We start from the raw sequence: 13,121 nt of genomic DNA on the forward strand, positions 1-13,121 counted from the left end.
GTAGCCTTACCGGTTCGGCGAGGTATCCAGCTGCGGCGCGATATAGGGAAGGCTGTTCTCGAAATGCTTGCGAGTCAGAGGCCCAAGCATGGCCCCATCACGGGCAGCAAGAGCCGTGAACATCTTGGTGTGCTCGATCAGCGCCTGGGTCCAGCGACCGGTGTCGAGGTTCGCAAGCGCGCGTGCACGTTCCACTCGCGGCACCAGGGATTGCCACACCGAATAGAGCACCGGATTGGCCGCAATCTCCACCGTGCGCTGATGGATCAGCTGGTTGATCCGCATGTACTCAGCGCGCTCTCGAGCAGCGTGATAATCCACCATCGCCGCCAGTAAACGCCCGATTTCCGCAACTTCTGCCTCGGTTATCTTCTGGCAGGCAAGCTCGGCCGCGAGCCCTTCAATGGTCCCGAAGACCGTAAAAAGGTCCGCCACGTCAGGGGCATGCAACTGCGAGACGACCACGCTGCGGTTGGGCAGCAGATCCACCAGACCTTCGGCAGCAAGGGTACGCAGGGCCTCTCGCACAGGCGTGCGCGACACGCCGAGCTCGGTGCAAAGCTGCTGCTCCCGTAATCGGGTGCCTGGCGGCAACTCGCCGGACAGGACCATCGAGCGCAGATGCGCTGCAGCTTCTGTATGCAGTTGCCCCTTCCGGCGACCGCCAGTGGCGGCATCGTCGTCGACGGGCTGGGCTATCTGGTCGGTGTCGTCCATACCTGCTCGTATGCAATCCCACAAAAAAACACAATACGGCAGTTGCAGTGCCGGAACTTTGCCATTATCGATTTCTTGCATACAAGATTTGGCCGATCATAGATGATCAGGACCAGCATGGAGGTAGGCAATGAACGACCAATACGGGTCAACTCCGGCAAACATGTCGCCGCTCGCGGGATTGCGGGTGCTCGACATGAGCCAGGTCATGGCCGGGCCGTTCTGCTGCATGCTGCTCGGCGACATGGGTGCGGACGTCATCAAAATCGAGCCGCCCGGCGTTGGTGACCAGACGCGCAAGTCGATGGGCTTTCGCATGAAGGGTGAAGACAGCCCCGGCTTCCTCGCGCTCAACCGCAACAAGCGATCGATCACCCTGAACCTCAAGTCCGAAGCTGGGCGGCGGGTGCTGCACCGGCTAGTCGAAACGGCCGATATCCTGGTCGAGAACGGCCGCCCCGGAGTCACCAAGCGGCTCGCCGCCGACTACGAAACCCTGTCGAAGATCAACCCCCGGCTCATCTATGCCAGCATCTCGGGTTTCGGGCAGACCGGACCATGGTCGCAGCGCCCGGGCTTCGACCTTATCGCCCAGGCCATGGCTGGCGTGATCAGCGCCACTGGCCTGGTTGGTGCCGAGCCGGTGAAATCCGGAATTCCTGTCGGTGACCTCGGCGCCGGCATGTTCGCCGCCTACGGCATCCTGAGCGCGGTGATCGGGCGGCAAAAGACCGGACGGGGGCAGTACATCGACACTTCCCTGCTCGATGCGGCGCTGGCCCTCTCCGTCTGGGAAAGCACCGAATATTGGGCAACCGGACAGTCGCCCGGGCCGCTGGGTACCGCCAACCGTATGAGCGCTCCCTATCAAGCGTTCCGTGCTTCCGACGGGGACTTTGTGGTCGGAGCGGCCAACCAGAAGCTCTGGCTGATCTTCTGCGATGTGATCGGGCGGCCCGAGTTGAAGGATGATCCGCTCTACGCGACCAATGTCGAGCGTGTCCGCCGTCGCTCCGAGCTCGCGCAGGTGCTGGCACCCACCTTCGTCACCCGCACTGCCGAGGAATGGGTCGAGGCTTTCCATGCAGCAGGCGTGCCCGCGGGGCCGATCTACGACTACTCCAAGTCGCTTGACAATGAGCATGTGCGGCACCGTGAAGCTGTGATCGAGATCGTGCATCCGGTGGAAGGTCGCTTCAAGGCACTCGGCTTCCCCGCCAAGCTCTCGGCCACCCCAGCCGCCGTGCGCATGCCGCCGCCCCTGCTGGGTGAGCATACCGAACAAATTCTCGCCGAAGTGGGGCTCGACACCGAGCAGAACACCCTCAGCGAGGCCGGAGCCTTTGCAGCATGACCAGCACAGCTTCGGGTAATGTGCGCCTGACCCGCGATGGCGCCGTCGCTCACGTCCTCTTCGATCGCCCGGAGGCACGCAACGCCTTCACCTGGGAGATGTATGAGCAGCTCGATGCCATCTGCGCCGAGCTGTCGGCGGACGAGACTGTGCGGGTAGTGACGTTTCGTGGCGCCGGCGGCCAGGCCTTCGTCGCTGGCTCCGATATCAGTCAGTTCCAGGAGTTCCAGGGCGGGCAGGACGGCGTTGTCTACGAAGCCAAGATGAACCGCTATTTCCGTCGGCTGCTGGACATGCCTATGCCAACGGTCAGCATCATCGACGGCTGGGCCGTCGGTGGTGGGCTGAACATCGCCGCCTGCTGCGACATCCGTCTTGCGGCGAAGGGCGCCAAGTTCGGCACCCCGATCGCGCGGACCATCGGCAACTGCGTCTCCATGGAAACCTACGCGCGCATTATGGGCGGCTTCGGCGAGACACGTGCCAAGCGCATGCTGTTGCTCGCCGAGTTCATCGACGCCGACGAGGCGTTCACCGCCGGCTTCGTCACTCGCGTAGCCGAGCGCGACGAGATGGACGCCGCGGCGTCCGAGATCGTCGACAAGCTGCTCGCCAACGCGCCGCTGACGCTGAGGGTCAGCAAGGAAGCGATGCGCCGCCTTTCCCCACGCGAGATCGACCCCGCCGACGATCTGGTTTCGCTGATCTACGGCAGCGAGGACTTCCGGCGCGGCGTCACCGCCTTCGTCAACAAGAACAAGCCGGAGTGGGTCGGCCGCTAGGCGCTCACCAGAGGGCAATACAGGGAGGAATCGTCCATGGCGGCAGGAGAGGTGCCGGTCTGGACCAAGCTCGACTTGGTCCTGAACGCCGAAGCGGAGTACGCAAACTCCTATGTCGAGGTCGACGTCTGGGTGGACCTCGAAGGCCCGGGTTTCTCCAAGCGAGTCTACGGCTTTTGGAACGGCGGCAAGGAGTTCGTCGTGCGCGTGCTGGCGACGGCACCCGGCGAGTGGCATTGGCGCTCCGGCTCCTCGGTGGGCGATGCCGGCCTCGATGGCAAGACCGGCAGCTTCTCGGCACGTGCCGCAAGCGAGGCCGAGAAGGCCGCCAACCCGAACCTGCGCGGCATGATAGTCGCCACTGCGGACAAGCGCGGTCTGCAGTATGCCGATGGCACCCCATTCTTCCTGCTCGGCGATACCTGGTGGTCGGTGCCGAGCTTCCGCTTTCCGCTCGGCGAAGGTCCTGGCGACCCGGCCAGCGTCGGTCCGGATGCGACGCTCAACGACTATGTCGCCCTTCGTAAATCCCAAGGCTATAACTGCGTCGGCCTGATCGCCGCCCAGCCAGCCTGGGCCAATGACGGCAAGCCCAACAGCCTGCAGATGGAAGACGGCACCTGGGTGCGCGCCGCCTGGAAGCAGCCCGGCACCGAATCCGCCAAGGACATGCACAACGAAGGGGGCCGGCCGTTCGAGTTCCCGGGCAAGGTCCCCGGCTTCGAGGATGTGTTCCCTGACATGGACCGGATCAATCCGGAATACTTCAAGGTGCTCGACCGGAAGATCGATCACCTCAACGAGCAGGGCTTCGTGCCGTTCATCGAAGTGGCGCGGCGCGACACCGGGCAGGCCTGGCAGAAGTTCCACGACTGGAACGAGTCCTACTCGCGCTACGTGAATTACGTGTTCGCGCGCTACCAGGCCAACATCACCATCCTGAGCCCCATCCACTACGACTATTTCGAGCAGACCATCCCAGCCTCCGAGTACTCGGTGCCGATCGAGATCGCGCTCGAGCGCCACGGAAAGCCGCCGTTCGGCACGCTGTTGTCGGCAAATCCGAACCCGTCGACGCTCGTGAACTTCGGAGCGGATAGCTGGGTCGACCTCCACCAGTCGGGAAATGTGCGAGAGCACTACACCTACTGGTACCTGACCGAGATCCACCAGTCGGCGCCAACCAAGCCGGCGATCAACGGCGAACCCTACTACGCTGGCTTGCACCAGCTCGGCACCCCCTACCCGCTCCGGGTGCCGCCGGACAGCCGCGAGGATCGCTACTACGTCCGCTCCGGCCTCTATGGCAGCTTCCTGTCGGGTGGGCTCGCGGGCTTCATCTATGGCGCCGAAGGCATCTGGCAGTCCGACATCGAGCCGGAGTCGCTCTACAAGATGTGGGATAGCTTCCGCTGGCAGTCCGGCGCCGAAGTGCGGCACCTCAAGACCTTCGCGATGGTCAAGGGCGAGGCCTATCGCCAGCTCGAGCCCATGGCTGATCTGGTGATGCCGAACAAGGCAGGTCCGGACTTCGCCTACCATGGCTGGAGTTACTGCGCGCGTACCCCTGACCGAAGCTGGTTCATGCTCTATTTCGAGGATCAGGCGCCACTGGAAGCCAAGCTGCGTGGCGTCGACGTCGGCGCCAAGTACCGGCCGCGCTTCTTCGATCCTCGTAGCGGCCAGTGGGGCGAACCGGGTGATGTGCTGACCGTGCCGCGCAGTTCGGTTCTGGTCCTGCCGCAGCGGCCGGACACCCAGGATTGGGGCCTGATGCTGGAACGCATCTGACCTCTCGAGTTTCCTCCCGGAAGGAGCGGCGTCGACCTGGCCACGGGTCGGCGCCGTTCTCCTTTTCCCAGAGCCCTCTCCGCAGACAAAAAGGCGCCCCGAAGGGCGCCGAGGGATTGCACGAGGGTGAGGGCTTATTTCTTGCCCAGCCGCTTCATGAAGTCTTCGCGGTTCTTTCGATACGGGTGCGGGGGCATGTCGGGGAACATCGACTGGGTCGACTCGTCAGGAGCAATGCCCAGCGCTTCAAACAGCATGGAGCGGTCGTAGCGATCGTTCTCGGACTCCTGCTTGGCGTAGTAGAGCACGTCCTCAATGACGTCCTGCGGCACGACAATGGCGCCGTCGCCGTCCGCCACCACGAGGTCACCCGGGCGCACTGTGGCGCCACCGATATTCACGGTCGAGTTGGGCTCGCCGAATTCCACGCGCCCCTGATACATCGGCTGCACCACCCAGCGGTGCCAGCACGGCATCGCCTTCTGGTAAAGTTGCTCATCGGTGTCACGGGCACCGCCATTGGTCAGCACGCCCTTCACGCCACGGGCGGCCCAGACCATCGAGTCCATGGAGCCGATCGCCGGTGTCTTCTGGCCCATGGTGTCGATGACGAGGAAGTCGCCCTCGCCCACCTGCTCGCGGAAGTCGCCCATGTTCCAGAGCTGGCCGTACCAGTATTCATAGGCCCACTTGGTGTAATCCTCGGGCGACAGTTCCGGCACCCGGATCTGGGTCGGAATGTGCTTGTAGGTCTGGGCAAAGCCCGCCGCCTTGGTACGGTAGAGCGGGCGGATTTCCGGATCCACGGTGCCGACGTGGTGCAAGCCGACCCAGTCCATGCCGTCCCGAATGTCGGTGACGCGCAGCTTGGCGACTGTGTCCAGAATCTCTTTGCGTTTGGCCTGGTCCAACGATTTCTCCTCTGTCTCGTGTTCAGGATTTTTCGCCGCGCATCTCGGCCTCGAGGTCGCCAAGCTTGGCGACCCGCCGACGGAAATGCGCCTCGGTGGAAAACTCGGCGGCCAGGAAGGCGCGAACCACCTGCGCCATGATCTGCGGACCGATGATCCAGGCGCCCATGCACAGCACGTTGACGTCGTCATGCTCCACGCACTGGCGCGCCACATAGGTGTCGTGCGCCACGGCAGCGCGAATGCCGTTGACTTTGTTGGCGGCGATGCAGGCGCCGGCGCCGGTGCCACAGACCAGGATGACCCGCTCTGCTTGCCCGGTTCGGATCAGTTCGACCGCACTGCGTGTCACATCGGGGAAGTCCACAGGCTCTTCGGACGTCGCACCAAGGCTGATCACCCGGTCGCAATGGGCAGCCATGATGTCGTGCACGTAACGCTTCATGGGAAAGCCGGCGTGGTCCGAGGCCAGTCCCAGCGCGGTGCGGCGCGGGATCACAAGCCCCCCACCCTTTTGCTCAGCCTCGCTTGACATCAGGAGCCTCCTCTTCCCTGATTGCTGATGGTGTTCATACCGTGGTATTACCACTCATGCAAGTGCGGCTTGACAAGCCAGTCGCGGGAGATCATCGCTCCGGTGACGGGGGTGGGAATGGATGCAACGCTGACCCGCGGTGGCGACGAGGCCGGTCCGCACTACGACAAGGTGTTCGGCTTCCTGCGCGAGCAGTTGCTGTCGGGCGCGCTCAAGTCAGGCGACCGGCTGCTGCCCGAGCGCGAACTGGCGCTAAGGCTTGGTGTCAGCCGCCCTGTGGTACGCGAAGTGCTGCGGGCCCTGTCGGCCATCGGCGTCGTGGAGATACGACACGGATTCGGCAGCATCGTTCGCAAGCCGGACTTCAGCGAGATGGGTGACGTGTTTACGCTGATGCTGGCGCAGCAGCACGATGCCGTAGAAGACATCCTCGAGGCTCGTATCGCCATCGAGCGCCAGGCGATCCGGCTCGCATGCCAGCGCTCGACGGCAGCGGACATCACCCTGCTTCGTTCTCGCCTTGCCGAACTCAAGGCGACGCTCCACGACCCGGTGGCCGGCGCCGAGGCGGACTTCGCATTCCACGAGGCCATCATCGCCGCCGCACACGCGCCGATGCTGGAGAGCCTGCACGCAGCCATCGCGGCGCTGCTGCGCCGTTCGCACTACGAGCGTCGCGTCCGCATCACCGCCCTGCCCGAGCTCGAGAACTACTTGGCTGACCACCACAGCCAACTGCTCACCGCGATTCTCGACCGCGACGAAGCCGCAGCCGACGCCCTGTTGCTGTCGCACTTCGCCATCGGCGCAACCTTCGAGCGCCAGGCCCCGCTCGGGTAAGTCCCACCTCCACATGACCCGAGGTCTCGAGCTATACTCTTGACCCGTAGACGACATGCACTGCCATGGGCCTGCGCAGCGCGAAGGCCGGCATGCGCTGTCCCGTCTTTGCGCTGTGTCAAGGTTCCCTGCGGCGGCAGTCTCTAGGGTGCGCTTACCACCCCGGACAACCTAAGGGGGCAGAATGGCTCGGAGCGACGCATGATCAGGACCCGCATCCTACTCCATCATGAGCCTTCCGGAACTGCCTCTGATGCCGAGGCACTGGTAGGCCGCATTCGCTCTATCATCGGCTCGGTGGCAGTTGACTGTGACTGCCGCCAACGCGTCAACGAGGCCCTCGGTCGGTTTGCGGAAATGGAACAGCAGCGCGTAACGCGATGTCACCTGATGTCCTCGCGGCAGCACCGCGCCGCCATTGCCGCGCTTGTGGGCCTGCTCGCAGAACTGGAGGACATTAGCTTCCACGAGGCCGACCGCAGCGTGTTCGCGGAATTCGCCAGCCTGTTCGACGACATCGCCCACCATGCACGACTCGGGGCAGAGGCGTTGCGGCTGCTAGACGGGGAAGATGCATGATAGGGACGGTCCGAGGCCCGCTGCTCACAACAGCAGGCTTATTTCTCCTTGCGCTCGGCGGAGCGGGAATCGTCCTGCCCGTTCTACCCACGACGCCATTCTTCATCGCCGCAGCAGCCTGTTTCTCCCGGTCTTCCCCCCGATTTGAGCACTGGCTGGTCAATCACCCAGCTCTCGGACAACCAGTACGGGCGTGGCGCGATTCCCGCGCCATACCCCTGCAGGCCAAGATCGTGGCCATCATCGCAATGTCCTGCAGCTTCGCAGCGCTGCTGATCGCCGGCAGCCCTCACCCAGTTCTTCCGGTGATTGTCGGTGCCACGTTGGCGGCCTGCGCAGTCTTCATCCTCTCTCGCCCTACGCAGCCCTCGTCGCCTTCCTCGCTTCCGCCGACGCCGCCTACATCACCGGCGCCTGCTACGACATCAACGGCGGCGTGCTGTTTTCGTGAGTCGCTCGCTAAGGACTAAGCATCTGCGTGATGCCCACATCGAGGCTTGAGGCAAGACGCTGGAGGTCCCGAACTCGGCGGCAGATGCTGCCGAGTCCTCAGTTCAGGGTCCACAAGGTATCGGCGCCACGTCGCGCCGACCTGACATAACCGCGCCTAGGCCGGCTTCCAGTATTTGGCCAGCGTGTTCGGCGTATGCATGTTGCCGTAGATGTAGTCGAAGAATGCCTTGCGCTCCTCTGGAGCCACGGTCTTCCACACCGCGTGCACCGCCATGTCACCGCCGTAGTAGGCGTAGACGAACGGTGCTCGCAGATCGTGATTGAGGAAGGCGAGCCGGGAGCGCGCCGTCACCGGATCCTGCAGGGCGGTCTCCGCCACCACGGGCACGATTTCGTCCAGTGTCATGCCCTGCGCATGCATCATCCAGGCGGCGTTGCAGCGCATGGCGCTGCGCAGCCGCTGGAGCGCCACCCCGAGTTCGTCTTCCGGTCCATTCACCCAGTCGAGGAAGAACATGCCGTTGTCGGCAATGCCTTCGAACAGGGCGGAACTGGCTGAACTCGTCACCACCTGTGCCCCATCGAGCGGCATGGTGCCGGCGGCTACGGCCTTTTCGCGGATGTTCATGTGTACGAGGTGCCCGGGAAACACTTCGTGCGTCGCCAGATGCTTCAGCGAGAACCGCGTATAGGGGAAGTCCAGATTGAGCAGCACCTTGCGGGTGGGATAGTCGCAGTAGGCGGAGAACGGCACCGCCGACACGCCCTCGGGCTCCATGCCTTCGTGGGAGAAGGGATACATGGAGGCGGTCACCCGATCGCGTGCCTCGGAAATCAGGTCGCTGAGCACGGACAGAACCTGATCCACCGGCACACGAGCCTGGGCTTCCCAGCGCTCGAAGTCCTCGATCAGACTGCCGCCGGTGTAACCTAGTTCATCGAGCTTTTCGCGGATGGTGGTGCGGTAGCCCTCAAGTTCATCGGTGGGCACCAACGTCTGCGGCACGCGAATCTAACGGGCAACGCGATCGTCGAAGCTGATCGGCCTGCCCTCGAATGTGTCGAGCAGCGCCAGGAGCGAGTCGATCATCTCGCCCACATAGTCCGCGCGCAGCGGGCTTTCGGCTTCCGCCGGCAGCCGCGCAGCTAGCGCCTGCAGCTTCTCGCGTGCGTCGACGTAGTCGCGCAACGGCAGCGGGGACACCTCTGCCATGGCGACGGGAATGAGACCTTCTTTGTCCAGGAAACCGTCCGAGCGCGGCGTCCTGCGGTAGAGCGCATCGATGCCGGCGGTGAGTTCAGCGAGTTCCTTGCCGATGTTCATCTCTCTTGTCCCTAAACGTGCCCGGCGACGCGCTTGGGCTCGTATGGAGCCTCGAGCTGCTCCACATCCTCGTCGGTCAGCCTGACCTCGAGGGCGGCAACGGCGTCGTCGAACTGGTGCAGCTTGGAAATGCCGACGATCGGCGCAGTGATGCCGGGGCGGCTCGCCACCCACGCATAGGCAATCTGCGCCGGCGAGCGGCCATGGCGCTCGGCGACCGCCCGAACGGCGGCAATGACGGCCTCATCGGCGTCCTTGGTGCGATCATAGAGAGCCGAAGCGGTCTTGTCGGTCTGGGCGCGGGTGGTTCCGGCATCGGTGCGGCCCGCCAGGCGTCCGCGCGCCAGCGGACTCCATGGAATGACGCCAATGCCCTCGGAGCGGCAAAGCGGAAGCATTTCGCGCTCTTCCTCCCGATAGATGAGGTTGTAGTGCGGCTGCATCGACACGAACGGTGCCCAGCCATGGGCTCGCTGCAGCCCCAGGGCCTTCATGAACTGCCAGGCATGCATGGAGGAGGCACCGAGATAGCGCACCTTGCCGGCGCGCACGACATCGTTGAGCGCGTCCAGCGTCTCTTCGAGCGGGGTGTCGTAATCGAACCGGTGCAACTGATAGAGGTCGATATAGTCGGTGTTGAGGCAGGAAGCGGACCGACGACCGCCCGGGCATCATGTCGGACCGGCTGGGTACGATGGGCCTCATCGTCGACGGCGTCGACAACGTTCGCGCTGCCTGCCGTACCATGATCAAGGAGGGCGCGAACTTCATCAAGGTCATGGCCAATGGCGGTGTGTCCTCGCCCAATGACCCGATCCACTCCATCCAGTATTCGCGCGAAGAGATCGCAGCCATGGTGGAGGAGGCCGACAATGCCTATACGTCTCCGCCCATGTCTATACCGACAAGGCCATCCGCCGCTGCGTCGAGCTCGGTGTGCACTCGCTCGAGCATTGCAATCTCATCGAACCCGAGACCGCCAGGCTCGCTGCCGAACAGGGCTGCATCGCCGTGCCGACGCTGGTGGCCTACGATGCACTTGCGCTCGAAGGCGAGGCACTCGGCCTTGGGGCTGCCGAGTTTTCCAAGATCGAGACCGTCCGCAGCGGCGGCCTGCGCTCTCTGGAAATCATGCGCGATGCCGGCTTGCCGATGGCCTTCGGCTCGGACCTCCTCGGCGAGTCCGCAAATACCACTGCATGGAATTCGAGCTTCTCGCCAAGGTGTTGAGCCCGGCCGAGATCATCCGCTCCGCCACCACGATCGGCGCCCGTCTCTGCCGGCTGGAGGGCTTGGCCGGCACGATTGCAGAGAATGCCTATGCCGACCTGCTCGTGGTCGATGGCAACCCGCTCGAAGACATCACCCTGCTGCAGGACGATGGCGCCCACATGCCGCTGATCATGGCCAATGGACGGGTCGTGAAGAATGGTCTCGATCGGACACTCTGAGAAGCAGACTTGCCCCGAATGGCTGATCTGACGGCGAAGCCCCTGAAACCGGCTGATGGGGTGGCCGGTTTCGCGTTGCTGGTGCTTTGCCAACTCGCGGGCGAAGCCTTGGTGCAGTTGCTGCGCCTGGTCACCCCATCGATGATTTTCCCCGGTCCCGTGGCTGGCATGTTGCTGCTGCTGTGGTTGCTGACCATGATCGGTGAGCGGGCGCGGCCGGTCATTGCCACGGCCGACGGCTTGCTCGGCATTCTGTCGCTACTCTTCGTCCCGTCAGCAGTCGGCATCATGCAGTATGGCGGCTTGATACGGGATTGGGGTGGCCCACTGCTCCTGGCCGTTCTCGGGTCTACCATCCTGACCCTGCTCGTCACTGTGGGAGCCTTCATCGCCACCGAGAAATGGTTGACGAGGGGGCGCAGATGACCGCGCTCGGCGACATCTGGATCTATCTTGCCGCGTCACCCCTCACCTGGCTCGGGATCACCCTGGCCGCCTACATACTGTCTCTGCGTATCGCGGAAGCCATAGGTAACCCGCCCTTCGCCAACAGCGTGCTGCTGACAGCAGCCCTGATCATTCCTCTGCTGCTCCTCAGCGACACCTCCTATCCGGTCTACTTCGAAGGCGCGCAGTTCGTGCATTTCCTGCTGGGGCCTGCCACGGTCTCACTGGCCATCCCACTCTTCCGCAACCTCCATGCGGTGAAGCGGGCGCTGCTGCCGATAGCGGTGGCGCTGGTCGCGGGCTCGCTGACGGCGATGGGCAGCGCTCTTGCCATTGTCGCCCTGTTTGGCGCCCCGGCAGATGTGCTCGCGTCCATCGCGCCGAAGTCGGTCAGCGCACCCATCGCCATGGAACTGGCGAAGGGCCTTGGCGGCATCCCTTCGCTCGCCGCTGTGCTCGTCATCCTTACGGGCATCACCGGAGCTGTGATCGTTACCCCTCTGATGAATGCGCTCGGCATTCAGAATTATGCTGCGCGCGGCTTCGCCGTGGGCGTTGCATCCCATGGCATTGGTACCGCGAGGGCTCTGCAGGTCAGCGACACCGCGGGCGCATTCTCCGGCATCGCCATGGCGCTGAATGGCGCCTTCACCGCAGTTCTGATAGCCGGCTTGGTGATGCTCGGCTGAACGCAGCCGTTTCGCGCCTCAGATCTCGCGAGCCAGGAGCTCGGCCGATCCCAAGGCCAGCGTGAATCCGAGGGCGCCGTGTCCGACATTAAGAAGCAGACGCTCGACGCCGCTTTCGCCGATCATCGGCTGCCCTGTCGGGGTCGCCGGGCGCAGCCCGGACCACAAGACCGGGTTTGACCAGTCGGCAGCATCGGGAAAGTCCGAACGTGCATCGGCCAGCAGTTTGCCCACGCGGCGAGTGTCGATGGAGAGATTCTCGCCCACGAGGTCGGCGGCACCCGCGATGCGCAGCGTCTCGCCCAGGCGGGCGAGAACGACTTTTCGCATGGCATCGGTGATGCTGACCGTCGGCGCCGCTGCCGGCGCGGCAACCGGAACCGAGAGGCTGTAGCCCTTGATGGGGTAGATCGGCAGGTCGAGACCGGCAGTACGCCCCAGCGCGCGCGCCTGGACACCGGCGGCCAGAACATAGAGATCTGCCTCCAGATGCCCGCGACTGGTGTCGAGGCCGCGCAGCACGCCCTTCTCACGCACGAGCCTGGTGACCGTGGTGTCATAGAGGAAGGTTGCTGGCCTTTCAGCCTGGCTCAGCAACCGCTCGAACTCCCGACACAACATCAGGGCGTCGCCGGCTTCGTCGCCCGGGGAGAACAGTCCGCCCACGATCCGGTGGCCGATGGACGCCAGGGCGGGCTCGATCGCGAGACATTCTTCCCGGCCGACAGCGCGTTTGTCGACACCGCCCTGCGCCTGGTATTCGGCATGCTGCCGCGCGGAGGCGAAACTCTTCTCGCTGCTGTAGACGACGAGCTTGCCCGTCCTTGTCCAGCAGAAATCCGCGGTTCGCAGCTCCTCGCTGTCATGCAGGATATGCTTGCTGAGATCCGCGATCATGCCCAGCCGATCGATGGTGGCATGAGCTTGCCGCTGATTGCACGCAGCCAGGAACTGCAGCAGCCAGCGATATTGGAACAGATCGGCGCCGGGCCGGAACTGGACCGGCGAATCCGGGTCGGTCAGCAGCTTCGGCAACTGCCCCCAGACGGAAGGATCGGCCAGCGGCGCCACATAGGAGTAGCTGAGCTGGGCACCATTGGCGAAACTTGTCCCGGCGCCGGCGGATGCAGCGCTGTCGACGACGGTGACCTCATGGCCCGCAAGGGACAACCGCCACGCGGTGGCCAAGCCGACGACGCCGGCACCAATGACGATGATCTTCATTCCCGTTCGCTCTTGAGCAAAATT

At 64.0% G+C, this 13,121-nt stretch carries 16 protein-coding genes and 1 pseudogene; 10 read left to right on the top strand and 7 right to left on the bottom strand.

All coding sequences use genetic code 11. The features are described from left to right. Positions 1-6 precede the first annotated feature (6 nt). A complete protein-coding gene (locus tag ACFSX5_RS00375) occupies positions 7-717 on the bottom strand; it encodes a GntR family transcriptional regulator (RefSeq protein ID WP_386830707.1) in 711 nt (236 codons plus the stop codon). 130 nt (positions 718-847) lie between these two features. Here ACFSX5_RS00375 and ACFSX5_RS00380 point away from each other — a divergent pair, with 130 nt between their 5' ends. Genes ACFSX5_RS00380 through ACFSX5_RS00390 form a run of 3 tightly spaced genes read left to right on the top strand, consistent with a single transcriptional unit; the run spans position 848 to position 4,644 of the window. Next, positions 848-2,071 (top strand): CaiB/BaiF CoA transferase family protein, encoded by a 1,224-nt coding sequence (locus tag ACFSX5_RS00380; protein ID WP_386830709.1) that lies wholly within the window; start codon positions 848-850, stop codon positions 2,069-2,071. Next, complete coding sequence (locus ACFSX5_RS00385) at positions 2,068-2,853, top strand: enoyl-CoA hydratase/isomerase family protein (RefSeq protein ID WP_386830711.1); 786 nt, start codon at positions 2,068-2,070, stop codon at positions 2,851-2,853. The genes ACFSX5_RS00380 and ACFSX5_RS00385 overlap by 4 nt, the downstream gene beginning before the upstream one ends. Positions 2,854-2,889: 36 nt before the next feature. Continuing rightward, a complete protein-coding gene (locus ACFSX5_RS00390; protein ID WP_386830713.1) occupies positions 2,890-4,644 on the top strand; it encodes an apiosidase-like domain-containing protein in 1,755 nt (584 codons plus the stop codon). Positions 4,645-4,778: 134 nt separating this feature from the next. On the opposite strand, the gene ACFSX5_RS00395 is transcribed toward ACFSX5_RS00390, so the two are convergent. Together ACFSX5_RS00395 and ACFSX5_RS00400 are read right to left on the bottom strand one after the other, a co-directional pair. Beyond that, positions 4,779-5,555, bottom strand: coding sequence for an RraA family protein (locus ACFSX5_RS00395; protein ID WP_386830714.1), 777 nt, complete (start codon positions 5,553-5,555; stop codon positions 4,779-4,781). Positions 5,556-5,577: 22 nt separating this feature from the next. Continuing rightward, positions 5,578-6,090: an RpiB/LacA/LacB family sugar-phosphate isomerase gene (locus tag ACFSX5_RS00400; protein WP_386830716.1), complete on the bottom strand. Its 513-nt coding sequence runs from the start codon at positions 6,088-6,090 to the stop codon at positions 5,578-5,580. A gap of 69 nt (positions 6,091-6,159) precedes the next feature. On the opposite strand from ACFSX5_RS00400, the gene ACFSX5_RS00405 reads away from it, so the two are divergent. The 3 genes from ACFSX5_RS00405 (at position 6,160) to ACFSX5_RS00415 (ending at position 7,979) form a co-directional block, all read left to right on the top strand. Further along, positions 6,160-6,930, top strand: a complete 771-nt coding sequence (locus tag ACFSX5_RS00405; protein WP_386830718.1) for a FadR/GntR family transcriptional regulator — start codon at positions 6,160-6,162, stop codon at positions 6,928-6,930. Positions 6,931-7,131: 201 nt separating this feature from the next. Further along, positions 7,132-7,509, top strand: a complete 378-nt coding sequence (locus ACFSX5_RS00410; RefSeq protein ID WP_386830720.1) for a hypothetical protein — start codon at positions 7,132-7,134, stop codon at positions 7,507-7,509. Next, a complete protein-coding gene (locus tag ACFSX5_RS00415; protein WP_386830722.1) occupies positions 7,506-7,979 on the top strand; it encodes a YbaN family protein in 474 nt (157 codons plus the stop codon). Before ACFSX5_RS00410 ends, ACFSX5_RS00415 begins: the two co-directional genes overlap by 4 nt. A 137-nt stretch (positions 7,980-8,116) precedes the next feature. Here the strand turns inward: ACFSX5_RS00415 and ACFSX5_RS00420 are convergent, their stop codons facing one another. The 3 genes and pseudogenes from ACFSX5_RS00420 to ACFSX5_RS00430 form a co-directional block, all read right to left on the bottom strand. Further along, positions 8,117-8,953, bottom strand: a complete 837-nt coding sequence (locus ACFSX5_RS00420) for a hypothetical protein (protein WP_386830724.1) — start codon at positions 8,951-8,953, stop codon at positions 8,117-8,119. 21 nt (positions 8,954-8,974) lie between these two features. Beyond that, positions 8,975-9,286, bottom strand: a complete 312-nt coding sequence (locus ACFSX5_RS00425; RefSeq protein WP_386830726.1) for a hypothetical protein — start codon at positions 9,284-9,286, stop codon at positions 8,975-8,977. 11 nt (positions 9,287-9,297) lie between these two features. After that, positions 9,298-9,927: pseudogene (locus ACFSX5_RS00430) on the bottom strand (aldo/keto reductase); the annotation flags it as partial. Positions 9,928-10,222: 295 nt separating this feature from the next. On the opposite strand from ACFSX5_RS00430, the gene ACFSX5_RS00435 reads away from it, so the two are divergent. Genes ACFSX5_RS00435 through ACFSX5_RS00450 form a run of 4 tightly spaced genes read left to right on the top strand, consistent with a single transcriptional unit; the run spans position 10,223 to position 11,873 of the window. Then, positions 10,223-10,516, top strand: a complete 294-nt coding sequence (locus ACFSX5_RS00435) for a hypothetical protein (RefSeq protein WP_386830727.1) — start codon at positions 10,223-10,225, stop codon at positions 10,514-10,516. Next, the gene (locus ACFSX5_RS00440; protein WP_386830729.1) at positions 10,486-10,737 is read left to right on the top strand and encodes an amidohydrolase family protein; all 252 of its coding nucleotides are present in this window, start codon (positions 10,486-10,488) and stop codon (positions 10,735-10,737) included. The genes ACFSX5_RS00435 and ACFSX5_RS00440 overlap by 31 nt, the downstream gene beginning before the upstream one ends. 18 nt (positions 10,738-10,755) lie before the next feature. Next, positions 10,756-11,163, top strand: a complete 408-nt coding sequence (locus ACFSX5_RS00445) for a CidA/LrgA family protein (RefSeq protein ID WP_386830731.1) — start codon at positions 10,756-10,758, stop codon at positions 11,161-11,163. Further along, positions 11,160-11,873, top strand: coding sequence for an LrgB family protein (locus ACFSX5_RS00450; protein WP_386830733.1), 714 nt, complete (start codon positions 11,160-11,162; stop codon positions 11,871-11,873). Before ACFSX5_RS00445 ends, ACFSX5_RS00450 begins: the two co-directional genes overlap by 4 nt. A gap of 18 nt (positions 11,874-11,891) precedes the next feature. On the opposite strand, the gene ACFSX5_RS00455 is transcribed toward ACFSX5_RS00450, so the two are convergent. Further along, positions 11,892-13,097 carry a D-amino acid dehydrogenase gene (locus ACFSX5_RS00455; protein ID WP_386830735.1) on the bottom strand — a complete coding sequence of 402 codons (1,206 nt, stop codon included), beginning with the start codon at positions 13,095-13,097 and terminating at the stop codon, positions 11,892-11,894. Positions 13,098-13,121: the final 24 nt, after the last annotated feature.

The sequence above is a fragment of the Devosia albogilva genome (assembly GCF_042685625.1).
In the GTDB taxonomy this organism is placed as follows: domain Bacteria; phylum Pseudomonadota; class Alphaproteobacteria; order Rhizobiales; family Devosiaceae; genus Devosia; species Devosia albogilva.